Below are 22,483 nucleotides of genomic sequence, written 5' to 3'. Positions count from 1 at the left end.
GATGACGTTCATTCGCAACGGTTGTGTCAGCATTCTGCTGACCGTTTTGGGGGGCTGTACGACAACGCAGCCCTTTAATCCCGCTGTAGACACGCTGGCCGTCACCGAACTTGATCTGGCAACGGCAACCTTTCGCGAGATGTGCATAGAGACCCTGCCTGATTTTTCGCAAGTCGCGGCATCTGCGCAATCAAAGGGGTTCGTGCCTTTTGCCCTTCGAGGGCTGGATCGTTTTGGCGGGCAGGTATATCGGACCGGTAGAAAATCAGTTGTGGCGATGACGGCACGTTTCGACAACACCACGCCGGTTTGCGGTGTGGCCTTCCTTGGTCCAAAGGACGGTGCAACGGTGCAGAAAGCATTTCTCGCTGCGACAAGCCGGGCGCTGGGGGGCAATCCGCGTCAAAAGATGCGCGCGCCGAAGAATGATGCAGCCTATCATCTGCGTAATGGAAGCGCTTTGATTTTTGAAACACGCGCCAAAATCGACGGAACAAGTCACCACGTGTATCTGACACCCCCAATGTCTCTGAACAACGCCGAGCAGTTCGTTTTGAAATGAAGATGGGGGCGTGCATATCAACATTGCGACGACACCGACGAATCGGTTTGGTACTGACCTGCATTTTTTTGCTGCCCGCCTGCTCTGCTCAAGGCACCTCGCCCGACACGGCGGAGCTGCGCAATATGTGGCGTGCCAATCTGGTGCCCAAAAGCAACCCCGCGTCGATGATCCGGGCGTTTGATCGGTTTTGCGTGCAGGGTCCGCAAGATCGCAGCGCGTCGGAGCAAAAGCTGCGCAATGCCGGATATGTGCCTCTGCCTCAGGAAGTTGCGGGTGTCAAAGCCTACGTCGTTGATGATCGGCGCCCCGCCGTTGCGGTGTCGGATACCATGTGCCTTGTGCAGGCGGAGTCGCGCACAGGTCAGACCACGCGGTTCCAGAATTTCGTCGCCGAGACCTATCCAGAGGCACAGCCCGTTGATCCCGCCCCGCTGGGCGACAACATCGAGCAAGCCTGGTCCGTGCCCTCCGATCCACCTCAGCTGATTGCCACCGAGCGGACTGAAAGTTTCGGATGGTATCGCTATGCCCTGATCCTATTCCAGCCGGGGGCGTCATGATCCGCAGCCTGATCATATCCTGCCTTTTAGCGTCGCCGGTAATGGCGGGGACGGTGGCGAGCACGGCCATCGACAGTTTCAACGCGATCTGTTTCAAGGCCGGTCAGACCGCCGCCGAGGCCCGCATGCGGATGGAGGCGCGTGCAGGCAGCCCCTTGCCATTCGATCTGACGTTCTGGGATAAAACCCTGCAGCCCGCACCCGATACGCCTCCTAAAATCGAGCGGCGCTGCGAAGTGAGATTTGATGGGGACCACACAGACACAGCGATTGCAGCCCTGCGCAAGCAGATGGCCACGCCGCCTGTCTTCGGCTTCGCAATTGACCTGCCCGACACCCACGCCGAGGCGTCGGGAACCGCGCTCATCGAAGGGCGCGAATTGCTCCGGGGCCGTGTCGCGGTGGTGCATGTAGGCACCCGCGACGGCCAGACCTTCATGGCGGTCGACAGGCTGCCCCGTGGCTGGGAGGGCGGCTGAGATGCTGGATGCTGCACCCCGCCCCTGCCCCTGTTGCGCAGCAACAGACGCTGCCCCCTGGGAACAATATTCTCCGCCCGACTGGCAGATTGTGCGCTGCACCGCCTGCGACATGACCTATCTGCGCAATCCCGTGGCCTATGAGGCGCTGGAAGAGGATTTCGCCTGGGAAAAGACTTATGAGGTCAAGAAGGAAGCCACGAAAGGCTCCACCTCGCTCAGCCCCGGCATTCGCGCCTTGCGTCAGAAACTGGGCCTGACCCATCGCAACAAACACGACAGGTATCGGGCGTGGTTCAACGACGGGCATGTGCTTGATATCGGCTGCGGGCATGGCGCGCGCATCGCCCCGCCCATGACGCCCTACGGTATCGAGTTGTCCAAATCCCTGCATGCCCAGGCCGACGCCTACATGCGGCAGCAGGGCGGCTATTGCGCTCATGGCGCGGGGGCCGAGGCGATCTGGACGTTTGATGAAGGCCAGTTCGACGGGATCATCATGCATTCCTATCTGGAGCATGAAACCGAAGTGATGCAGGTTCTGAAGGGATCGCATCGCGCGCTCAAGGATAGCGGTGCCGTCTACATTCGCGTGCCGAACTTCGGCTCGCTGAACCGCCGTGTGGTGGGGGCCAAATGGTGCGGGTTCCGGCATCCGGACCACGTCAACTATTTCACCCTGAAAACGCTGACCGAGACCTGCCGCAAGGCCGGTTTCACAACCGAACTGATCAACAGGATCGCCCTGCCGGTGGATGACAACATCACCGTGCTTTTGCGCAAAGCAGGCACCTCATGACCCAGACCACTCAACATCTCATCCGGACCTTGAAATACCAAAAAGGGAACCAAAATGGCCGTACTTATTGACGAAAACACCCGCGTGATCTGCCAGGGGCTCACCGGCAGCCAGGGCACATTCCACTCCGAACAGGCCATTGCTTACGGCACCAAGATGGTCGGCGGTGTCACGCCCGGCAAAGGCGGTCAGACGCATCTCGATCTGCCGGTCTTCAATTCCGTGCATGAAGCGCGCCATGCCACGCAGGCCAATGCCTCCGTGATCTACGTGCCCCCGCCCTTTGCCGCGGATTCCATTCTGGAAGCCATTGATGCGGAGATGGAACTCATTGTCTGCATCACCGAAGGCATCCCGGTTCTGGACATGATGAAGGTGCAGCGCGCGCTCGAAGGGTCTGCATCGCGGCTCGTGGGGCCGAACTGCCCTGGGGTGATCACGCCCGACGCCTGCAAGATCGGCATCATGCCCGGCCATATCCACAAACGCGGCTCCTGCGGTGTGGTCTCGCGCTCGGGCACGCTGACCTATGAGGCGGTCAAACAGACCACCGATCTGGGCTATGGCCAGTCGACGGCGGTGGGCATCGGCGGCGACCCGATCAAGGGAACCGAACACATTGACGTGCTGGAGATGTTTCTGGCCGATGACGAGACGCAAAGCATTATCATGATCGGCGAGATCGGCGGCAGCGCCGAGGAAGACGCGGCACAGTTCTTGGCAGATGAAAAGAAAAGGGGCCGCTGGAAGCCCACGGCGGGTTTCATCGCGGGCCGCACCGCCCCTCCGGGCCGCCGCATGGGTCACGCTGGTGCCATTGTTGCCGGTGGCAAGGGCGGTGCCGAAGACAAGATCGAAGCCATGCGCGCGGCGGGTATCGTCGTCGCCGACAGCCCCGCCACGCTGGGCGAGGCCGTGAAAGAGGCGATTGAGAAAGGCTAACGTGGTGCAAGTTACCGATCACAATTTTTGGACCAGCGGCTCGTGTTGGCGCAATCACAAGCTGAATGCAGTGGCCGTCGCTTTATTTTGTCTGGCCGTTACTGGCTGCACAGGCGAAACCAGCTCTCCAACTCGAGCTGAGTTCCTGTACATTGGCGACGGTCCAAACAATGGCAAGATATTCCCGTCTCCTGCGGGAGGAACCAATCAGGCCGTTAGTCGCACCGCCGATATCTGCAAGAAAATAGACGCAACACGACCCCTTAGCCTGTCTTCGCCGGTGATCGACGATGGTGCTAATTTACCGGAGCGCTGGGAGTTCAAATGCGTGAACGCCTCGGGATATTATGCGGACCCGCGCACAAAGCCAGAGCACGAAGCAGCTTCAACGGCCTTTCTTGGTAAAGATGTGCGCTACTGGATAAAGGAATGATTGGCCCTTAAAATGACCTTCACCCAATCCATCCGCGTCTGCTTTGCCAAGTACGTCACCTTCTCGGGACGCGCCTCGCGATCCGAGTATTGGAAGTTTTGGCTATTCTGGCTGATCGTCATGGTCATTCTGACAATAGTAAACAGCATCATCTTTGGCCCGACGCTCGAAGTAGAGCAACAATTGGTCATTGCTCAAGATGGCACACGATCTATCGAAGAAACCCAAAATCTGAGCTACAACAGCGGCGTTCTGGGAGCAGTATTCTTGCTCGCTATTTTTGTGCCTGGTATTGCAGTCGCTTGCAGGCGCCTGCACGATATTGGACGTAGCGGCTGGTGGCAGTTGATGCCTGTAGTGGCAATATTGGCAGCCGTTCCAATCTTGTTCATTGCTACACTTGGCTGGACCGGAACAATTGAAGCCTTCCAAACTACCGGGAATGTACGCGTGCAATTAGGCCCCGTCGGAGGATTCTTCGTTCTTGTCAATTTCGGTTGCTGGCTCACTCTGCTTGTCTGGCTTTGCAAGAAATCCCAACCCGGCCCCAACAAATACGGTCCCAACCCAACAGAGGTAACCCCATGACCGAACACTCCCCCAACGACCAGTTCCATGCTTCCTCCTTCATGCAGGGGCACAATGCGGAATATCTTGAACAGATGTACGCGCGCTATGCCAATGACCCGAACGCGGTTGATGACGCGTGGCAGGCGTTTTTCAAGGCGATGGGGGATGATGAGGTCTCCGTCAAGCGCGAGGCGCAGGGGCCAAGCTGGGCGCGCACGGATTGGCCGCCGCAGCCGGGCGATGAGATGACGCAGGCGCTGACCGGTGAATGGGCCCCCGAGGCCGAACTCAAAGGCGCGGGCGACAAGATCAAGGCCAGGGCCGCCGCTGCCGGTGTTGCGGTCACCGATGATCAGATCAAACGCGCCGTGCTTGACAGTATCCGCGCGCTGATGATCATCCGCGCCTACCGCATCCGCGGCCATCTGGTGGCCGATCTTGACCCGCTGGGCATGCGCGAGATGACACCGCACCCCGAGCTTGACCCGAAATCCTACGGTTTCACCGAGGCCGACATGGACCGGCCCATCTTCATCGACAAGGTGCTGGGGCTGGAGACCGCCTCGATGCGCGAAATCCTGTCGATCGTGCGGCGGACCTACTGCGGCACCTTTGCGCTGCAATACATGCATATCTCCAACCCCGAAGAGGCGGGCTGGCTGAAAGAGCGCATTGAGGGCTTCGGCAAGGAAGTGTCCTTTACCCGTGAAGGACGCAAGGCGATCCTGGCCAAGCTGGTGGAGGCCGAAGGCTTCGAGAAATTCCTGCATGTCAAATACATGGGCACCAAACGCTTTGGTCTGGACGGCGGCGAAAGCCTTGTGCCGGCGATGGAGCAGATCATCAAGCGTGGTGGTGCGCTGGGGGTCAAGGACATCGTGATCGGCATGCCGCACCGGGGGCGGCTCTCCGTGCTGGCCAATGTGATGGCCAAACCCTACAAGGCGATTTTCAACGAGTTTCAGGGCGGCAGCTTCAAGCCCGAGGATGTGGATGGCTCGGGCGATGTGAAATATCACCTCGGCGCGTCGTCAGACCGCGAGTTTGACGGCAATACCGTGCATCTTTCCCTTACGGCCAACCCTTCGCATCTGGAGGCGGTCAATCCGGTGGTTCTGGGCAAGGCGCGCGCCAAGCAGGACCAGAACAACGACGATGCGCGCACCTCCGTGATGCCGATCCTGTTGCATGGGGACGCGGCTTTTGCGGGTCAGGGCGTGGTGGCCGAATGTTTCGCGCTTTCAGGCCTCAAGGGGCATAAGGCGGGCGGCACCATGCATATCGTGGTCAACAACCAGATCGGCTTTACCACCGCGCCGCATTTCTCGCGCTCCTCGCCTTACCCGACGGATAATGCGTTGGTGGTCGAGGCGCCGATTTTCCACGTCAATGGCGATGACCCGGAGGCGGTGGTGCATGCGGCCAAGGTGGCCACGGAATTCCGCCAAAAGTTCCGCAAGGATGTGGTGCTCGACATCTTCTGCTACCGGCGGTTCGGGCATAATGAGGGTGACGAGCCGATGTTCACCAACCCGGTGATGTACAAGCGGATCAAGGGGCACAAGACCACGCTCACGCTCTATACCGAACGGCTGGTCAAGGACGGTCTGATCCCGGAAGGCGAGATCGAGGATATGAAGGCCGCGTTTCAGGCCTATATGAACGAAGAGTTCGAGGCCGGGAAGGAATACCGGCCTAACAAGGCCGACTGGCTGGATGGCAAGTGGTCGCATCTGGACAAGCAGAAGAACAGGTATCAGCGCGGCAAAACCGCCATTGCCAAGGGCACGTTCAACGAGATCGGCAGCGCGCTGACCACCGCGCCGGACGGCTTTCCCATGCACAAGACCGTGGGGCGCTTGCTGGAGGCCAAGAAGGGCATGTTCGAGAGCGGCGAGGGCATCGACTGGGCCACGGCCGAAGCGCTGGCCTTCGGCTCGCTGCTGACCGAAGGCTACCGGGTGCGGCTGGCCGGGCAGGACAGCACGCGCGGTACCTTTTCGCAGCGCCACTCCGGTTTTGTGCATCAGGAGACGGAGGAGCGGTATTATCCGCTCAACAACATCAAAGCCGGCCAGGCGCATTACGAAGTGATCGATTCGATGCTCAGCGAATATGCGGTGCTGGGCTTTGAATATGGTTATTCACTGGCCGAGCCCAATGCGCTGACACTCTGGGAAGCGCAGTTCGGTGATTTTGCCAATGGTGCGCAGATCATGTTTGACCAGTTCATTTCCTCAGGTGAAAGCAAATGGCTGCGCATGTCCGGTCTGGTTTGCCTGTTGCCGCATGGGTTCGAGGGCCAGGGGCCGGAGCACTCTTCGGCGCGGCTGGAACGCTTCCTGCAGATGTGTGGTCAGGACAACTGGATCGTGGCCAATTGCACCACACCGGCGAATTACTTCCACATCCTGCGGCGGCAAATTCATCGTTCTTTCCGTAAACCGCTGATCATGATGACGCCAAAATCGCTGTTGCGTCACAAACTGGCGATCAGCCGGGCCGAAGAATTCACCACCGGGTCGAGCTTCCACCGCCTGATGTGGGATGACGCCCAGCAGGGCAATTCCGACACCAAGTTGGTGGCCGACAACAAGATCAAGCGCGTGGTGATGTGCGCGGGCAAGGTCTATTATGATCTGCTCGAAGAACGCGATGCGCGCGGGATTGACGACATCTACCTGCTCAGGGTCGAACAGTTCTATCCCTTCCCGGCGCAATCGGCAGTCAAGGAGCTGGAACGGTTCAAGCAGGCCGAAGTGATCTGGTGTCAGGAAGAACCGAAAAACCAGGGGGCCTGGACCTTTATCGAACCCAACATCGAATGGGTTCTGGGACGCATCAAGGCCAAACATACGCGGCCCGTTTACGTCGGGCGCGCCACATCCGCGTCCCCGGCAACCGGTCTGGCCAGCCAGCACAAAGCACAACAGGCAGCGCTCGTGGATGACGCGCTGACCCTCAAGTAATCATGGGCGAAGGAAAATACACATGACCAGCGAAGTTCGCGTCCCGACACTGGGCGAATCCGTTACCGAGGCCACCGTCGCCACCTGGTTCAAGAAACCCGGCGATGCGGTTGCCGTGGATGAAATGCTCTGTGAGCTGGAAACCGACAAGGTGACCGTTGAGGTGCCGAGCCCCGTGGCCGGAACCCTCGCCGAAATCGTTGCCGCCGAAGGGGAGACCGTGGGGGTGGATGCTCTGCTGGCAAATATCTCCGAAGGGGGCGCAGGTGCCGTGAGCAAAGCTCCCGCCGCTGCGCCCGCCCCGGCCGCTGACGCGCCTGCGGCGGCAGGTGGCACCGTGGACGTCATGGTGCCCACCTTGGGGGAAAGCGTCACCGAGGCCACGGTCAGCACCTGGTTCAAGAAAATCGGCGACAGCGTGGCACAGGACGAGATGCTCTGCGAGCTGGAGACCGACAAGGTCAGCGTCGAGGTGCCAGCGCCCGCCTCCGGCACGCTCACCGAAATTCTGGCCCCCGAAGGCGCGACCGTGGACGCCAGCGCCAAACTCGCGGTCCTAAGCGCCGGTGCCGGAGCTGCCGCAACCCCCGCTGCTGCCCCAAAAGCGCCGGTCAACCCTGCGCCCTCCAGCGGCGGCAAGGATGTGGAGGACGCGCCTGCCGCCCGCAAGGCCATGGCGGAAGCCGGTGTCAGCCGCGATCAGGTCACAGGGTCCGGCCGTGACGGGCGGGTGATGAAAGAAGACGTAAACGCGGCCATCGCCGCAGCCAGCGCGACTCCGGCTCCCGCTGCTGCCCCTGCCGCACCCCGCGCGCCCGTGGCCGCCAATGATGCCGCCCGCGAGGAGCGGGTGAAGATGACAAGGCTCCGGCAGACCATCGCCAAACGCCTCAAGGACAGTCAGAACACCGCTGCCATGCTGACCACCTATAACGAGGTCGACATGACCGAGGTCATGGCGCTCAGGAATGAATACAAGGACCTGTTTTTGAAAAAACACGGGGTGAAACTGGGCTTCATGTCCTTCTTCACCAAGGCCTGTGTGCATGCGCTGAAAGAAGTGCCCGAAGTGAATGCGGAGATCGACGGCACCGACATCGTCTACAAGAACTTCGTACATATGGGCATCGCCGCAGGCACGCCCACGGGGCTTGTGGTGCCGGTCATTCGCGATGCCGATGCCATGAGTTTCGCCGCCATCGAAAAGGCGATTGCAGAGAAAGGCGCGCGGGCGCGGGATGGCAAACTGTCCATGGCAGAGATGCAGGGCGGGACCTTCACCATCTCCAATGGCGGCGTCTACGGCTCGCTGATGTCCTCGCCGATCCTGAACCCCCCGCAATCCGGCATTCTGGGCATGCACAAAATTCAGGACCGGCCCATGGCGATCAAAGGTCAGGTGGTGATCCGCCCGATGATGTATCTGGCACTTTCCTACGACCACCGGATCGTCGACGGCAAAGGCGCCGTGACTTTCCTTGTGCGGGTGAAAGAAGCGCTGGAGGATCCGCGGCGGTTGCTGATGGATTTGTAAGCTGGCACCCAGGTCGATCAGAGGGCCGCGTCCGACCTCGGGCCGGAGGCCGTCTTGCAAAGGCTCCGGGGGAGCCTTTGAGGCCGCAGGGGGCGTAAGCCCAAGGCACACGCAGGTGCGCCCTCCCCGTCAAACCAAAGGTTTGCCTCCGGCAAAACGGGGAGGTCGGGCGCGGCCTCGGTCGGAGAAATGCGGCATTGTGAGTACCAGGTGAAGAACAAAACAACATCAAGGACACGAGTGGCAGCCCCGGCGGTTTCGGAGCATGTTCCAGCCAGACCGCCACCAAGTCAGGAAGACCAGGAAAGGCGTTTGCACAATCTTAGTATCGGGCTGCCCGAAGACACTTCCGACGCCCCGCGCATTTTCAAAGTAAAGTGGTACGTTTTCCTGTCAGTCTTGTTCTGGCTCTACTGCGCGACATACGCCTATGGATACTTTCAATTGGGCTGGGACGGCGGAACAAGCGGCGGGTCCTATCATGATCGTCGACTCGCAATGGTTTGCTTGATCATGGCAGTGACCGGACCAATCATGCTACCGATCAGACTTTGGCGTGAACGTCGAAGAAGAATAAAATATGGATTTGAACGCGCCCGACCACACAGGTCGGACGCTGGACGGGCCGCAGGTGCCTCACATCAAAGCCGAACGCATCCGAATGAGTAGGCTGAGGAGAGCCACATGACCGAAATCCAGATCCTCGCCCTCTACGGCCTTCTGGTCATTCTCACGCTGATCCTGCAAGCCACTGGTGCCATGACGCAATTGGGCATGGGGTATCTGCTCTCCAGCCGCGATGAGCAGCGCAGCGTCTCCGGCATCGCGGGGCGGCTTGACCGGGCGCTCAGCAATTCTGTCACGGCCATGGTGCTCTTTGCGCCCGCCGTTCTGCTGCTGGAAGTGACCCAGAGCACATCGAACGCCAGCCTGCTGGCCGCACAGGTCTTTCTGATCGCACGACTGGTCTATCTGCCCGCCTACGCGCTGCGCATCACCGGTATCCGCAGCCTTGCCTGGACGGTGGGGATTGTGGCCACCATCGCACTTTACCTGCTGGCGCTATGACCCCTGAGCTGACGGCGCTGACGCTGGCCGCTCTGCTGCAGGTGGTCCAATTCGGCCTGATGGCGGTGCCTGCCAATCTGGAACTGGGCACCGGCAAAACCCTTGGGTCGCGTGATCCCAAGGCCCTCGGTGCCGCGAAACTTGATGCATTGGTCTCTGACCGCACGGGCCGTTTGTTCCGCGCCATGAACAACCATTTCGAAGCGCTGATCCTTTTTACCATCGCGGTGCTGGTCGTGACCCTTGCGGAGCAATCCAGCCCTGTGACACGGACCTGCGCCTGGATCTATCTTGCCGCCCGCGTGGCCTATGTGCCGGCCTATGCCTTCGGGCTGGTACCCTGGCGGTCGCTCATCTGGTGTGCGGGATTTTCGGCAACCTGCGTAATGTTGCTTGCAGCCCTGATCTGAGCAGGTGAGTATGCAGGTCAATAGAGATCGATTTGGTTTGAACGGTGTACGGTCGGTGCACAGATAGTGCACAAGGTGTGCATAGCGGAAAAAGACTTTGAAATACCTTCAAGGAGAGACCCATGGCAAGTTATGACGTCATCATCATTGGCTCCGGACCCGGCGGCTATGTCTGCGCAATACGCTGTGCGCAACTGGGTCTGAAAGTGGCCTGTGTGGAGGGGCGCGATACGCTCGGCGGCACCTGTCTGAACGTGGGCTGCATCCCCTCCAAGGCGCTGCTGCACGCCAGCCATATGCTGCATGAGGCGGAGCATAATTTCGCGGCAATGGGTCTGAAGGGCAAATCCCCGTCGGTCGATTGGAAACAGATGTTGTCCTATAAATCCACGACCATTGAGCAGAACACCAAGGGGATCGAATTTCTCTTTAAAAAGAACAAGGTGGACTGGTTGAAAGGCTGGGGATCGATCCCTGAGGCGGGCAAGGTCAAGGTCGGTGACGAGGTGCATGAGGCCAAGAACATCATCATTGCCTCGGGGTCAGAGCCTGCGTCCCTACCCGGTGTCGAGGTCGATGAGAAGGTCGTTGTGACCTCCACCGGCGCGCTGGAACTGGGCAAGGTGCCCAAGAAGATGGTGGTCATCGGCGCGGGTGTGATCGGGCTGGAACTGGGGTCTGTTTACGCGCGGCTCGGGGCCGAGGTCACCGTGATTGAGTTTTTGAAATTCGTCACCCCCGGCATGGACGGCGAAATCCAGAAAACATTCCAGAGAACGCTGAAAAAGCAAGGGCTTACCTTTGTCATGGGGGCCGCCGTTCAGAAGACGGAAGCCACAAAAACCAAGGCCAAAGTGACCTATAAACTGCTCAAGGACGACAGCGAACATGTGGTCGATGCGGATGTCGTTCTGGTCGCGACCGGGCGCAAACCTTTCACCGAAGGTCTGGGCCTCGACGGATTGGGCGTGGAGATGACCAAGCGCGGCCAGATCGCGGTCAATGCCAAGTGGGAAACCAATGTCCCCGGTATCTATGCGATCGGCGATGTGATCGAAGGGCCGATGCTGGCGCATAAAGCCGAAGACGAAGGCATGGCCGCCGCCGAACAGGTTGCAGGTAAGCATGGTCATGTGAATTACGGCGTTATCCCGGGCGTGATCTACACCCATCCGGAGGTGGCCAATGTGGGTGCCACTGAAGAGATGCTCAAGGAAGAAGGCCGTGCCTATAAGGTTGGCAAGTTCAGCTTCATGGGCAACGGGCGGGCGAAGGCGAATTTTGCCGGTGACGGCTTTGTTAAGATACTGGCAGACAAGGAAACGGACCGAATATTAGGCGCGCATATCCTGGGACCTGCGGCAGGTGATCTGATCCATGAGATTTGCGTTGCCATGGAATTCGGGGCGTCAGCAGAAGACCTTGCGATGACTTGCCACGCGCACCCGACCTATTCCGAAGCTGTGCGTGAAGCAGCACTTGCCTGTGGGGATGGTGCCATCCATATGTGACCCGGCCCACCCTGGGCTACCACATGGTTTTCGCGGCGCGCGCTCCCCACGCATCATCATAGGGTGCGCCGCCTTCTTCCCCATCGGTCATTTCCGCCAGGATCTGGCCGACACTGGGCAGCGCATCGGTCTGATCAACCCCAGACCAAATCGCGGACCGCATGAAAGCCCGCGCGCATTGCGTGTAGATTTCTTCGATTTCAATGATGATCACAGTCACGGGGAGCTTTGTACTCTTGGCAAACCGCTGCCGGATTTCTGTATCAGCCGTCAGCCACGCCTGCCCGTTCACCCGGACGACGTTATTCGACCCCGGCACGATGAACATCAGAGAAACACGCCCATCTTCGATAATGTTTCGCAGTGAATCCAACCGGTTGTTGCCACGCCAATCGGGCATTGCAAGAGTCTCGGGGTCAAGTTCCAGCACCACCGGCCCGTCATCACCGCGCGGGCTGCCATCGGTGCCTGCCGCACCAACCGTGCTCAGAACACAAAGCTTCGAGGCCATGATCCACTTGCGATAGAGCGGCGTCATGCGGCCTGCAACCTTGCGCAGCGACGGTGCGCCGGGCTTGCCGTAAAGCTCCAGCAATGCGTCCGTTGTCTCAATCTTCTCAGGACGTCTCGTCACGCTCAAACCCCGCCTCAGCCATTAATGCATCGGAGCGGTCTTCAACCGATGTCTCCAGCTCTTTCATGAAGGCGTTCCGCTCCATGCCGGGAGCAATCTGTGGCATGAATTCCACAACCGCGACGCCGGGTTTGCGCAACATGCCGCGCTTCGGCCACAAGACACCGACGTTTGTGGCCACAGGTACGCATGGCTGGTTTAGCTGTTCATACAAGACGGCTGTACCGACCTTGTAGGGCATTTTCTTGCCCGGCGGTACGCGCGTCCCCTGCGAATAGATAATCAGCTGCCCGGGTTCAGCACGGCCCGCATTCACATCTGCCACCATCTTTTCGATGGCCGCACCGCGTTTGCCACGATCCACCGCAACACAGCCCAGACGCCGGGCGTACTGCCCAATGACCGGGGTCATGAGTATCTCCTTTTTCATAATGAATTTCGCTGCCGGGAGCGCAGTGAAGATCATCATGATGTCCAGGAAACTCTGGTGTTTGGCGGCAATCAGCGCCTCTCCCTGAGGCACCGTGCCGCGCACTTCGCAACGCAGACCGACCATCCAGCTTGCTGTCCAGAAAACGTAGCGCGAATAGGTTTTGCAGGCGGCATACGCACCCTTGCGGCTGAACATCGCCCAGGGTGCAAAGAGCAGACCAACAACCGGCATGGAGATATACATTTGAATGATGAATATCACCGACCGAACGTATTGAAACATTACGCCAACCTCTTCAGTGCGCGGCCCGCCGCAGCGCCCGTCGCGACGAAAGCAAAACAAGCGGCAAGCAGGGGAATGGTGAAAGGCAAAAACCAATGCCAGCCCTGAAAGCCCAGACCGGTTAGAAAGCCGCCGGTGTCGGAAGCTGCGGGTAAAAACAGCAAAGCTGTCATCGCGATAACGGATCCGACCAGAGCCCCGCCAAAAGCGCGCAGGGTAAAGCGCCGGATGAATGCCTGAGCAATGTAGCGGTCCGTGGCCCCAACCAACCGCAGAACGGCAATGACTTGCGCGTTGGCAGCCAGCGCCGCATTGGCGGCCAGTGTGATCATTGCAGCCACCGAGACACCCAATAGGGCTGCCGACAGCCACCCCAGCAGCTTCAGCCTATTGGCCGCCTGCACAAGCGGTGCGCGCCATTGTGTATGATCGTCCAGAACGGCACCCGGAACCTCTGCCGCCAATCGCAAACGCAACCCCGCCGCATCAAACCCGCTGTCTTCTTCGATGACCTCGATCAGCCTCGGCACCGGCAAGGCCTGAAGGTCCAGATCAGCACCAAACCACGGGGCCAGAAGCGCCTGTTGCTCGGCGTCATCCAAAGCCCGCGCAAAAGCCACGCCAGCGGTGGTTTGCAGAATGCCCAAAGCAGCCTCGGTTTGCGCCGCTCTTTGATCGAGTGGGGCCACGATGCGGATGGTTGAGGAACGCGCCAGTTCGTCGCCCCAACGCACAGCCAGTCGACCGGAGGCAAGTGACAAAGCCATCGCAAAAACGGCAAGGAACGCCATGGCACCCGCAGCAAACACGGTCAAATGGGCGGTAAAACCCGTTGGCGGGACAACCCTGTCAGCCTGACGATCCCCCCAGACAAGACGGCGCAAATCTTTGCTGACGACTTTCATAGGTCGGCTCCGGCAAGTTGGACGCGCTGGTTGGCAATGCGCAGAACCCGGGCCTGAACCTGGCTTTTGGCGGCGCGAATGAGGCTGAGATCATGGGTTGCGACCAATACGGTCTTTCCCATCTTGTTGAGTTCCACCAACAGCCTGAGCAGACGTTGCGACATTTCCCAATCCACGTTGCCGGTCGGCTCGTCGGCAAGAATGACATCTGGTGACATGATCACAGCGCGTGCGAGCGCCGCGCGTTGCCGCTCGCCTCCCGATAGTTCTGGCGGAAGAGCATCCGCGCGGTGCGTCAGACCAACCCAGGCCATCAGCTCTGTCAGATCATCGCCTGCGGCATCCACGTGACGGCCAGACACACTGAGCGGCAAGGCGATGTTTTCCGCAACTGACAGATGGTTGAGAAATTGACAATCCTGATGCACGACACCCATGCGACGTCTCAGAACCGCAATCCCATCGCGCTCCATTTTGCGCAGATCGTCGCCGAAAAATGTCACCTCACCGGAAGTCGGCAATAGTGCGCCGTAGCATAATTTGAGCAAGGTCGTTTTCCCGGCGCCTGATGGGCCAGTCAAAAAATGAAAGGATCCCGGAGCCAGTTTGAGCGAAATCTCAGAAAGTAGCGCGCCGCCGCCATAGCTGTAGGCGACATTATTCAGCTCGATCACACGGTCCCCCGAAAAACTTCTGCGCTGTTGTGCCTCAGCACCGGTCTGGTTTCAATGCATCACATACCTGCATTGTTCGCAGTTAACACTTTTCGCACAGCGATGATGGCAATATGGTGCAGAAAAAAACAACAGGAACCGGGGTTGATATGCAGCAGGATGTAACATGCGCTTGATTTGTCCCAATTGCGACGCGCAATACGAAGTGCCCGATGCTGTGATGCCACTGGATGGGCGGGATGTACAATGCTCCAATTGCGGGAAGACCTGGTTTCAGGAACACCCCGACGCGGTGGCAGAGGCAGAAGAGGCCGAGAGACTGGCCCCGCAGCCGGATGAAGAGGTCATTCGACCTGATGAAGACCCCGCCGAGATACCACGCGAGGATGAAGAGCCCCAGGCAGACCCTGCCCCGGTGGCCGACGAGATCCCCGAAACACCTCAGGACGACGAGATCATCGGGCAACCCACACGCAGATCACTGGATCCCAATATTGCAAACCTGCTGCGCGAAGAAGCGGAGCTGGAAGCGCGGGCACGTCAAAACGAAACTTCCGGGACCGTGGAGAGCCAACCAGATTTGGGGCTGGACGACGCGGATGGCAGCAATGAGGCCCGCAAACGTGCACGCGAAGCGCGAGACCGCATGGCGCGGATGCGTGGCGAAGATCCGGCCGAATTCGCCATAGAGACAGCCGCGGCCATCGGATCACGCCGCGACCTGCTCCCCGATATCGAAGAGATCAACTCCACGCTAAGGTCCAACAGCGACCGCTCACCTAACGATGATCCCGGCCAGACCGCTCAGGTCGAAGCGCAAGAAAAGCGTCGCTTCGGGCGCGGGTTTCTGACGGCAATCTTTACGGTTGTGGTACTCGTTTGTCTTTATGTGTACGCGCAGCCGGTCGCAGAGACCCTGCCGCAGGCCGATCCATGGATCAGTGCCTATGTCGGATACGTCGATCAAGGGCGTATGTGGCTCGATACCAAAGCCGAGGGCGTTCTGAGTTGGCTCGATGCCGCCGCCGATTCAAGCAGTCGCTAAAAACCGGCAGACGGCTAGAACCGATCCAGCAACCGTTTGAGATAGTCACGCTCGACTTCCGGGCGTTCGACCTGTCCCGAACGGCGGCGAATTTCATCCAGAAGTTCGCGCGCCCGACCATAGGCATCATCGTTGAGTGCCAAGGGGCCATTGTCCCCATCCGCGCCTGAATTACCTGCTTCGCGACCCAGTGGATCGCGGTTTTCCGCACGGCGGTCGGACTGCTGTGTCCCCTGCCCCGGCTGCTGGTTCTGTTCCTGCTGCGCCATCATTTCGCCCAAGGCACGCATACCTTCTCGCAGCGCCTCCATGGCTTGACCCTGATTGTCGATTGCTTCCGCCAGATCGTCGTTCCGCAGCGCTTCTTCGGCGTCATCCATCGCACGACCGGCCCGATCCAACGCCCCTCTGGCCGCATCCCCTTCGGTGGTGCCAGCTCCCGGCAGATTTTGCTGTTGACGGCGCAATTCCTCACGCAGCGCACGCTGACGCTCAGCGATAGATCCCTCTGTGCCCTGCCCTTGCTGTCCCTGCGACGGATCACCATCCTGCGCCCCGCTTTGTTGGTCTCCGCCTTCACCGCGACCCTGCTGCCCTTCATGACTTTGACCCTGGCCCTGCCCACCGTTGCGCCCTTCGTTGCCTTCACTTTCGCCAGCCTGCGCACCGGGGTTGAATTGTTCCTGAAGATCACGGAAAGCCTGATCGGAAAGCCCTTGTTGTTCACGCAACGTTTCTGACAGACCTTCCATGGCCTGCTCGCCGGCACTTTGCCCGCCCTGTCCCTGTTGGCTTTGGGTGACGCGCATATTTTCCATCATTTCCTGCAATTCCTGCAGGGCCTGTTGCGCCTCAGCCATCCGACCTTGTTCCATCAATTCCTGAATGCGGTCCATCATCCGCTGCAGGTCATCTTGGGTCATCTGCATGGAATTCTGCTGGTCTCCGGGCGGGCCGTTTTGGTTCTCTTCCTGCTGACGCTGCGCCTGACGAGAGAGCTGTTGCAGATAATCTTCCGTCGCGCGGCGGAGCTCACGCATCAATTCCGCAATCTCCTCGTCCGATGCGCCGTTCTTGATGGCTTCGTTCAGACGTTCCTGTGCCCGGCGCATGCGCTCGGCAGCATCCGCCAGATCACCCTCTTCGAGAATGAGCGCCAAATCCCACATCTCCTGCGCCAGATCTTCCTGCATGTCATCGCTGAGGCCATAGTTGGCAAAAGTCTCCAACTGACGGATCACCTTGCGCAGGCGCAAGGCGTCGGTCTGTTTGCGAAACAGGTCTTCCGGCAGATAGGAGGTTGCGCGCAAAATCTGGCTGATGCGCCCGTTGTTGACACGCGACCACAGCAAATCTCGGCGCTGTTCGATGACCGCCGCCGCGACCGGATCAAAGAAACGGCGCCCCGGCAAAACCATCGGGCGCGGTGCTGTCTCAAACTTTTGCTCCGCGCCATCAAGGGCCGAAAGATGCGCCAGCACAGGCAGATTGGCCCAGGGGTGTTCGGAAAAATCCTCAATCAGATTTTCCTCGAAGGCGCGTCGGTTGCCCGCGATCGGGGTTGGCAGAGGCACAATAAGATCAGGACGCATTTCCGGATCAATTGTCAGGCCATAATGCCGTTCCACCGATGCCAGATCGAGCGTGAAGCGCGCTTCACCGGCCTCGACGCCGTAATCGTCGCTTGCCTCGAACGGCAATGTCATTTCCCCCATGGCGGAGGCGTCAGGGTCCGCCAGGACCGCAATCTGGGGCGGCGCATCGGGAATGACCTCGATCTCCCAACTGCGCCCGCCGGGACCGTTGATGGTGACCATGCCATTCTGAACAACGGTGAAATCCTGCGCGGGGTCAGATGCGGGCGGAACGTCGGTCCGGCCGGATACCGTTTCCGATAAGGTGAGGGCACCGACCTCTCCATAGAGCCGCAGCGTGATGAGGCTGCCAACAGGCACACGCAACGCCCCTTCGGCGATATCGTTGAGATAGATCGTCGGGCGCCCGGTGTAACGCGGGCTTTCAGCCCAGCCTTCCCAAACTGGCCCCGCGGCAAGACCTGCGCCACCCGGGGCCATCTGTGCCACGGAACCGACACGCCAGATGGAGCCAAAGAGAAGGGCTATTCCAAACACCAGAATGGCCAGGTAGCGAAGCGCATAAGGATCGCGGGCAGAAACCCGCAGATCAGCCGCCACCGGTTCGGCACTGGCTGCCCGCGCTGCCATGCGCGCCTGATGTGCCCGCCACACTTCGGTCGATGCGGCGTCATCTGCTCCAATCGTCTGTTGATCCGACAGCGCCTGAAGCGGGCGCCCCGGAAGGCTGGCATCAAGACAGGCGACTGCCTGCGCCTTCGATGGCACGCGGAATTTGACAAAGGCGTACCCAAGCGTTGCAAGAGCACCGGTCCCGGCAATGACCGCGGCGGCCCAGACGACTTCCACGATCACAACATCCTGAAGCCCCAGCATCAGGGCACCCAGAACGAAAAGGCAAACCGTCAGGAGCGGCCAGAGGCTTTGAACAAGCGCCTCGGCCAGCATTCCCAGCCAAGTGAGTCGCAAAGGCCAGCGGACAGCCCTAAGGCTGCGCTGCGCATCATGGTTTGAAAAAGACGCCATCGCTTGCTCTCCGCTGGTCCATAACCGCGGGAATACGCGATTAGAGCCATTCCGGGATGGTATCGCGATTTATCATTTCGTCAAAGGTCGGACGTCGGCGAATAACCGCAAATTGATCTTTATTCACCAGAACTTCGGGAATAAGGGGCCGGGAATTGTATTCACTGCTCATCACGGCACCATATGCCCCGGCAGAACGAAAGGCGACAAGTTCGCCCGCTGCGACCGGCGGCATGACCCGCGCCCGGGCGAAAGTATCACCGGATTCGCATACAGGCCCCACAATATCATATTTGACCTGCTCGACCCCGGGCGCTGGTTCAACAACCGGAATGATATCGTGATAGGCTTCATACATCGCCGGGCGGATAAGGTCGTTCATGGCACCATCAATAATCAGGAAATCGCGATCCTCACCGGATTTCACGTAGATGACCTCGGAGACCATCAAGCCTGCGTTTCCGGCGATCAGCCGCCCGGGTTCGATTTCGATCTCGCAGCCTAGATGACCCAGAGTACGCTTGACCATGGCGCCATAATCGACCGGCAGCGGGGGCGCCTGATTGTCGCGCGCATAGGGAATGCCCAATCCCCCCCCCAGATCAAGACGACGGATCAAGTGCCCCTCCGCGCGCAGGACTTCCGTCAATTCCGCAACCTTTTGATAAGCCAGTTCAAAAGGCGCGAGATCGGTCAGCTGGCTGCCGATGTGAACGTCAATACCAATGACCTCCAACCCCGGCATCGAGGCTGCCAGAGCGTAAACCTCACGGGCGCGGGAAATGGGAATACCGAATTTGTTTTCAGACTTTCCAGTGGCGATCTTAGCGTGGGTTTTCGCGTCCACGTCCGGATTGACCCGGATCGTAATCGGCGCAACTTTTCCCATCGCGAGGGCCGTTGCATTCAAGACAGCCATCTCCGGCTCGGATTCCACGTTGAACTGGCGGATACCGCCCTCAAGCGCCAGTCTGATTTCCTCGGCGGTCTTGCCAACCCCAGAGAACACGATCTTTTCCCCCGAAACCCCGGCGGCTTTGGCCCGCAGGTATTCGCCGCCCGAGACCACATCCATGCCAGCGCCGGCCAGCGCAAGGGTGCGCAGGATGGCTTGGTTGCTGGCCGCCTTCATCGCGTAACACACTAGGTGGTCCGTCCCCTCCAGCGCATCGTCGAAGAGACGGAAATGGCGCAGCAGCGTCGCCGTGGAATAGACGTAAAATGGCGTGCCTACAGCTTTCGCAATCTCGGCCACTGGCACATCTTCGGCAAACAGCGCGCCTTCACGATAAAGAAAATGATCCATAATCCGCCCACCTGACCGAGTTAAAACCAGTGCCTCATATCAGACCGGCATTCTAACGCAATTGCAGGACGCGTGGATTGCGCGTCTCTGTTGCTGGGTGGTTTCATTCAGAAACCCAAATGTCAGGATAGGGCATCGCCCTGGCCCGGGCGCGCGCGCAAAAACAGATAAAGGGGCAGTCCACAGCTTACGCCGATACAAAAGGTTGCTGGCACGGCCAGAAGGCCAATCCAGCGCCTTTGCTGAACGCTTTCGACAATCACCCAGAGGGTCAGCGCGCTGGCGGCGATGGTCAGATCCCAGACCAGGCCGCTTGAGGCCGCGTTCGCGTGCCAGGCATCCACCATGGCCATGAGATCATAGCCATTCTCGTTGAACCACTGCAAGAAGTAGCTCATCGGATGGATGGTACCCCAGATGGCGAGGGCGAGATAGATCAGCCTGAGGGGCGACACAAAGCTACAGCCCTAGCCACAGCGACAATGGTCCCTTGGAAAGCCCCACGCTTGCGCTGGGATAAATGCCGTTCTGATCTATGGTGACGCCCCCGTTGACGCGCGGCGCAATGGGTTCGCCATCCGCCCCACAAGCGGCCAGCGTCAACACCATCATTACAGTTGCCAAACGGATCACGTGATCATCTCCTTCCAACGGGCAACTTGCGCGCGCACCTGAGACGGTGCGGTGCCTCCGTAGGATGTACGACTATTAACTGAATTTTCCACACCGAGCACGTCAAAAACGTCAATCGTGATGTCCGGATGGGCGGATTTCATGTCGTCAAGGCTCAGTTCAGGCAGATCGCAACCTTTGCTTTCGGCCAGTGCAACAAGGCTTCCGGTGATATGATGCGCCTCCCGGAAAGGCAGGCCAAGTATACGTACCAGCCAGTCTGCAAGATCCGTTGCAGTGGAAAACCCGGAGCCCGCAGCTGCCGCCAGGCTCTCCCGGTTCGCGGTCATGTCAGTGACCATTCCGGTCATCGCCGCAAGCGCCAGCATCAGATTGTCGGCTGCGTCGAAAACCTGCTCCTTGTCCTCCTGCATGTCCTTGGAATAGGTCAGCGGCAATCCCTTCATCACCATCATCAGCGCCGTATTCGCTCCGAAAATACGGCCGACCTTGGCGCGGATCAGCTCGGCCGCATCGGGGTTTTTCTTTTGCGGCATTATGGACGATCCGGTTGAAAACCGGTCACTCAGGGTAACAAAGCGGAATTGGGCGGAAGACCAGATCACCAATTCTTCGGCAAAGCGGCTGAGGTGCATCGCGCAAATGCTCGCGGTGCCGAGAAATTCCAAAGCGAAATCCCGATCACTGACCGCATCCAGCGAATTGGCAGCCGGCGCATCAAACCCAAGTGCCCGGGCTGTCATGTGCCGGTCGATGGGGAATGAGGTGCCTGCCAAAGCTGCGGCCCCCAGAGGAGAAGTGTTCATTCGTGCCCGCGCATCACGTACCCGGCTCAGATCGCGCCCGAACATTTCCACATAGGCCATCATATGGTGACCCCAGGTGACGGGTTGCGCCGTTTGCAAATGCGTAAAGCCCGGCATGACCCAATCAGCGCCAGCCTCCGCCTGTGCCAGAAGCGCTTTGATCAACGCCCGCAACCCGCCTTCCGCGGCATCCAGCTGGTCACGCACCCAAAGCTTGAAATCCGTTGCGACCTGATCGTTGCGGCTGCGCCCGGTGTGCAACCGCCCGGCAGGTTCGCCAATGATTTCCTTGAGCCGCGCTTCAACATTCATGTGAATATCTTCGAGCGCGGTAGAAAACTGAAAGCGCCCGCTTTCAATTTCTGACAAGACTGTGAGCAGACCTTCCCGAATGGCATCAACATCGCTAGTTTGCAAAATGCCTGTCGCTTCCAACATCGCGGCATGCGCCCGCGACCCTGCAATGTCCTGCGCCGCCATCCTTTGGTCAAACCCGATCGAGGCATTGATTGCCTCCATGATCGCATCCGGCCCGGCGGCAAAGCGACCGCCCCACATCTGGTTGGAGGCATTGGAGGAACTCGTGTCGGGCGTGTCGGTCATCTGTGAAAACCCTTCGGAGGGGATATGAAAAGAATACTTGCTGCGCTCGTTTATACGGCCCTTGGCGCGGGCGCAATCTCGGCTCCGTTAGACGCACGCGCAGATCTGGCGCAGGCGGCATTGCTCCGGGATGGCGACATGCGGAAACTGGTTTTTCACGAGGTGCCGGAAGCCACATCCTCCGCATCCTATCTTTTGGCGGATGACGCTGGCGAACAAACGCTGGAGGCCTACAGGGGCAAATATATTCTGCTCAACTTCTGGGCCACATGGTGTGCCCCCTGCCGCAAGGAAATGCCCCAGCTGTCGGAATTGCAGGCCGAATTTGGGGGCGACAGCTTTGAGGTTGTGACAATTGCAACCGGGCGCAACTCTCCCGAAGGCATCAAAAAGTTTTTCGAGGAAACCGGTATCGACAATCTGCCGCGTCATCAGGACCCGCGTCAATCGCTCGCGAGCCAGATGGGGATTTTCGGTCTACCGATTACGGTTCTGATTGATCCCGACGGGCGTGAGGTTGCCCGGCTTCGCGGGGATGCCGATTGGGCCAGCGAGAGCGCGAAAGCAATCATTGCCGAGGTCATCAAGCCAGAGAGCTAAACGACTGGTCCTCGCAGCTTTCCTGGGACAACGGACATCAAACCCGCGCTTTTGATTTTTTGACCAAGCGCCCGGCTCTTGGCAAGACAAGACATCGCCGC

At 59.3% G+C, this 22,483-nt stretch carries 23 protein-coding genes; 14 read left to right on the top strand and 9 right to left on the bottom strand.

Annotation, left to right across the window (positions count from 1 at the left end; translation table 11 throughout):
* The first annotated feature begins 1 nt into the window (after position 1).
* The 12 genes from ACOTTU_RS15265 (at position 2) to lpdA (ending at position 11,840) form a co-directional block, all read left to right on the top strand.
* Complete coding sequence (locus tag ACOTTU_RS15265) at positions 2 to 562, top strand: hypothetical protein (protein WP_425659288.1); 561 nt, start codon at positions 2 to 4, stop codon at positions 560 to 562.
* 125 nt (positions 563 to 687) lie between these two features.
* Positions 688 to 1,125, top strand: a complete 438-nt coding sequence (locus tag ACOTTU_RS15260) for a hypothetical protein (protein ID WP_425659286.1) — start codon at positions 688 to 690, stop codon at positions 1,123 to 1,125.
* Complete coding sequence (locus tag ACOTTU_RS15255) at positions 1,122 to 1,604, top strand: hypothetical protein (RefSeq protein WP_425659284.1); 483 nt, start codon at positions 1,122 to 1,124, stop codon at positions 1,602 to 1,604. The genes ACOTTU_RS15260 and ACOTTU_RS15255 overlap by 4 nt, the downstream gene beginning before the upstream one ends.
* A 1-nt stretch (position 1,605) precedes the next feature.
* Complete coding sequence (locus ACOTTU_RS15250; protein WP_425659282.1) at positions 1,606 to 2,403, top strand: class I SAM-dependent methyltransferase; 798 nt, start codon at positions 1,606 to 1,608, stop codon at positions 2,401 to 2,403.
* A gap of 54 nt (positions 2,404 to 2,457) precedes the next feature.
* Positions 2,458 to 3,345 (top strand): succinate--CoA ligase subunit alpha, encoded by an 888-nt coding sequence (sucD, locus tag ACOTTU_RS15245; protein ID WP_425659280.1) that lies wholly within the window; start codon positions 2,458 to 2,460, stop codon positions 3,343 to 3,345.
* A gap of 1 nt (position 3,346) precedes the next feature.
* Entirely contained in the window at positions 3,347 to 3,778 is a 432-nt protein-coding gene (locus ACOTTU_RS15240; protein ID WP_425659279.1) for a hypothetical protein, read from the top strand.
* A gap of 12 nt (positions 3,779 to 3,790) precedes the next feature.
* The gene (locus tag ACOTTU_RS15235; RefSeq protein WP_425659278.1) at positions 3,791 to 4,366 is read left to right on the top strand and encodes a DUF805 domain-containing protein; all 576 of its coding nucleotides are present in this window, start codon (positions 3,791 to 3,793) and stop codon (positions 4,364 to 4,366) included.
* On the top strand, positions 4,363 to 7,317 hold the full coding sequence (locus tag ACOTTU_RS15230; RefSeq protein WP_425659276.1) for a 2-oxoglutarate dehydrogenase E1 component: 2,955 nt from the start codon (positions 4,363 to 4,365) through the stop codon (positions 7,315 to 7,317). The genes ACOTTU_RS15235 and ACOTTU_RS15230 overlap by 4 nt, the downstream gene beginning before the upstream one ends.
* A gap of 22 nt (positions 7,318 to 7,339) precedes the next feature.
* A complete protein-coding gene (gene odhB / locus ACOTTU_RS15225) occupies positions 7,340 to 8,851 on the top strand; it encodes a 2-oxoglutarate dehydrogenase complex dihydrolipoyllysine-residue succinyltransferase (protein ID WP_425659274.1) in 1,512 nt (503 codons plus the stop codon).
* Between the two features lie 684 nt (positions 8,852 to 9,535).
* Complete coding sequence (locus ACOTTU_RS15220) at positions 9,536 to 9,919, top strand: MAPEG family protein (RefSeq protein WP_425659272.1); 384 nt, start codon at positions 9,536 to 9,538, stop codon at positions 9,917 to 9,919.
* Entirely contained in the window at positions 9,916 to 10,329 is a 414-nt protein-coding gene (locus ACOTTU_RS15215; RefSeq protein ID WP_425659270.1) for an MAPEG family protein, read from the top strand. Before ACOTTU_RS15220 ends, ACOTTU_RS15215 begins: the two co-directional genes overlap by 4 nt.
* A gap of 122 nt (positions 10,330 to 10,451) precedes the next feature.
* Complete coding sequence (gene lpdA, locus ACOTTU_RS15210) at positions 10,452 to 11,840, top strand: dihydrolipoyl dehydrogenase (protein WP_425659269.1); 1,389 nt, start codon at positions 10,452 to 10,454, stop codon at positions 11,838 to 11,840.
* Between the two features lie 16 nt (positions 11,841 to 11,856).
* On the opposite strand, the gene ACOTTU_RS15205 is transcribed toward lpdA, so the two are convergent.
* The 4 genes from ACOTTU_RS15205 to ACOTTU_RS15190 are packed head-to-tail and all read right to left on the bottom strand — an operon-like array spanning position 11,857 to position 14,768.
* Positions 11,857 to 12,474 (bottom strand): MSMEG_1061 family FMN-dependent PPOX-type flavoprotein, encoded by a 618-nt coding sequence (locus ACOTTU_RS15205; RefSeq protein ID WP_425659267.1) that lies wholly within the window; start codon positions 12,472 to 12,474, stop codon positions 11,857 to 11,859.
* Complete coding sequence (locus ACOTTU_RS15200; RefSeq protein ID WP_425659264.1) at positions 12,458 to 13,189, bottom strand: lysophospholipid acyltransferase family protein; 732 nt, start codon at positions 13,187 to 13,189, stop codon at positions 12,458 to 12,460. The genes ACOTTU_RS15205 and ACOTTU_RS15200 overlap by 17 nt, the downstream gene beginning before the upstream one ends.
* Positions 13,189 to 14,094 carry a cell division protein FtsX gene (locus tag ACOTTU_RS15195; protein WP_425659260.1) on the bottom strand — a complete coding sequence of 302 codons (906 nt, stop codon included), beginning with the start codon at positions 14,092 to 14,094 and terminating at the stop codon, positions 13,189 to 13,191. The genes ACOTTU_RS15200 and ACOTTU_RS15195 overlap by 1 nt, the downstream gene beginning before the upstream one ends.
* The gene (locus tag ACOTTU_RS15190) at positions 14,091 to 14,768 is read right to left on the bottom strand and encodes a cell division ATP-binding protein FtsE (protein WP_298914606.1); all 678 of its coding nucleotides are present in this window, start codon (positions 14,766 to 14,768) and stop codon (positions 14,091 to 14,093) included. Before ACOTTU_RS15190 ends, ACOTTU_RS15195 begins: the two co-directional genes overlap by 4 nt.
* 166 nt (positions 14,769 to 14,934) lie before the next feature.
* Between ACOTTU_RS15190 and ACOTTU_RS15185 the strand changes: the two genes are divergently transcribed.
* On the top strand, positions 14,935 to 15,813 hold the full coding sequence (locus ACOTTU_RS15185; RefSeq protein ID WP_425659258.1) for a zinc-ribbon domain-containing protein: 879 nt from the start codon (positions 14,935 to 14,937) through the stop codon (positions 15,811 to 15,813).
* Positions 15,814 to 15,827: 14 nt separating this feature from the next.
* Here the strand turns inward: ACOTTU_RS15185 and ACOTTU_RS15180 are convergent, their stop codons facing one another.
* The 5 genes from ACOTTU_RS15180 to argH all read right to left on the bottom strand — a co-directional run bounded on the left by ACOTTU_RS15180 (position 15,828) and on the right by argH (position 21,782).
* On the bottom strand, positions 15,828 to 18,434 hold the full coding sequence (locus ACOTTU_RS15180) for a TIGR02302 family protein (protein ID WP_425659256.1): 2,607 nt from the start codon (positions 18,432 to 18,434) through the stop codon (positions 15,828 to 15,830).
* A gap of 40 nt (positions 18,435 to 18,474) precedes the next feature.
* A complete protein-coding gene (gene lysA / locus ACOTTU_RS15175; RefSeq protein WP_425659254.1) occupies positions 18,475 to 19,740 on the bottom strand; it encodes a diaminopimelate decarboxylase in 1,266 nt (421 codons plus the stop codon).
* A 122-nt stretch (positions 19,741 to 19,862) separates the two neighbouring features.
* On the bottom strand, positions 19,863 to 20,195 hold the full coding sequence (locus tag ACOTTU_RS15170) for a DUF2834 domain-containing protein (RefSeq protein ID WP_425659253.1): 333 nt from the start codon (positions 20,193 to 20,195) through the stop codon (positions 19,863 to 19,865).
* Between the two features lie 4 nt (positions 20,196 to 20,199).
* Entirely contained in the window at positions 20,200 to 20,373 is a 174-nt protein-coding gene (locus tag ACOTTU_RS15165; protein ID WP_298914591.1) for a hypothetical protein, read from the bottom strand.
* The gene (gene argH / locus ACOTTU_RS15160; RefSeq protein ID WP_425659251.1) at positions 20,370 to 21,782 is read right to left on the bottom strand and encodes an argininosuccinate lyase; all 1,413 of its coding nucleotides are present in this window, start codon (positions 21,780 to 21,782) and stop codon (positions 20,370 to 20,372) included. The genes ACOTTU_RS15165 and argH overlap by 4 nt, the downstream gene beginning before the upstream one ends.
* A 24-nt stretch (positions 21,783 to 21,806) precedes the next feature.
* Between argH and ACOTTU_RS15155 the strand changes: the two genes are divergently transcribed.
* Positions 21,807 to 22,382: a TlpA family protein disulfide reductase gene (locus tag ACOTTU_RS15155; RefSeq protein ID WP_425659249.1), complete on the top strand. Its 576-nt coding sequence runs from the start codon at positions 21,807 to 21,809 to the stop codon at positions 22,380 to 22,382.
* The last annotated feature ends 101 nt before the right edge of the window (positions 22,383 to 22,483 follow it).

Source organism: Roseobacter sp. EG26, from assembly GCF_049830555.1.
Lineage (GTDB): Bacteria > Pseudomonadota > Alphaproteobacteria > Rhodobacterales > Rhodobacteraceae > Roseobacter.
This window is presented reverse-complemented; position numbering and strand designations above follow the sequence as displayed.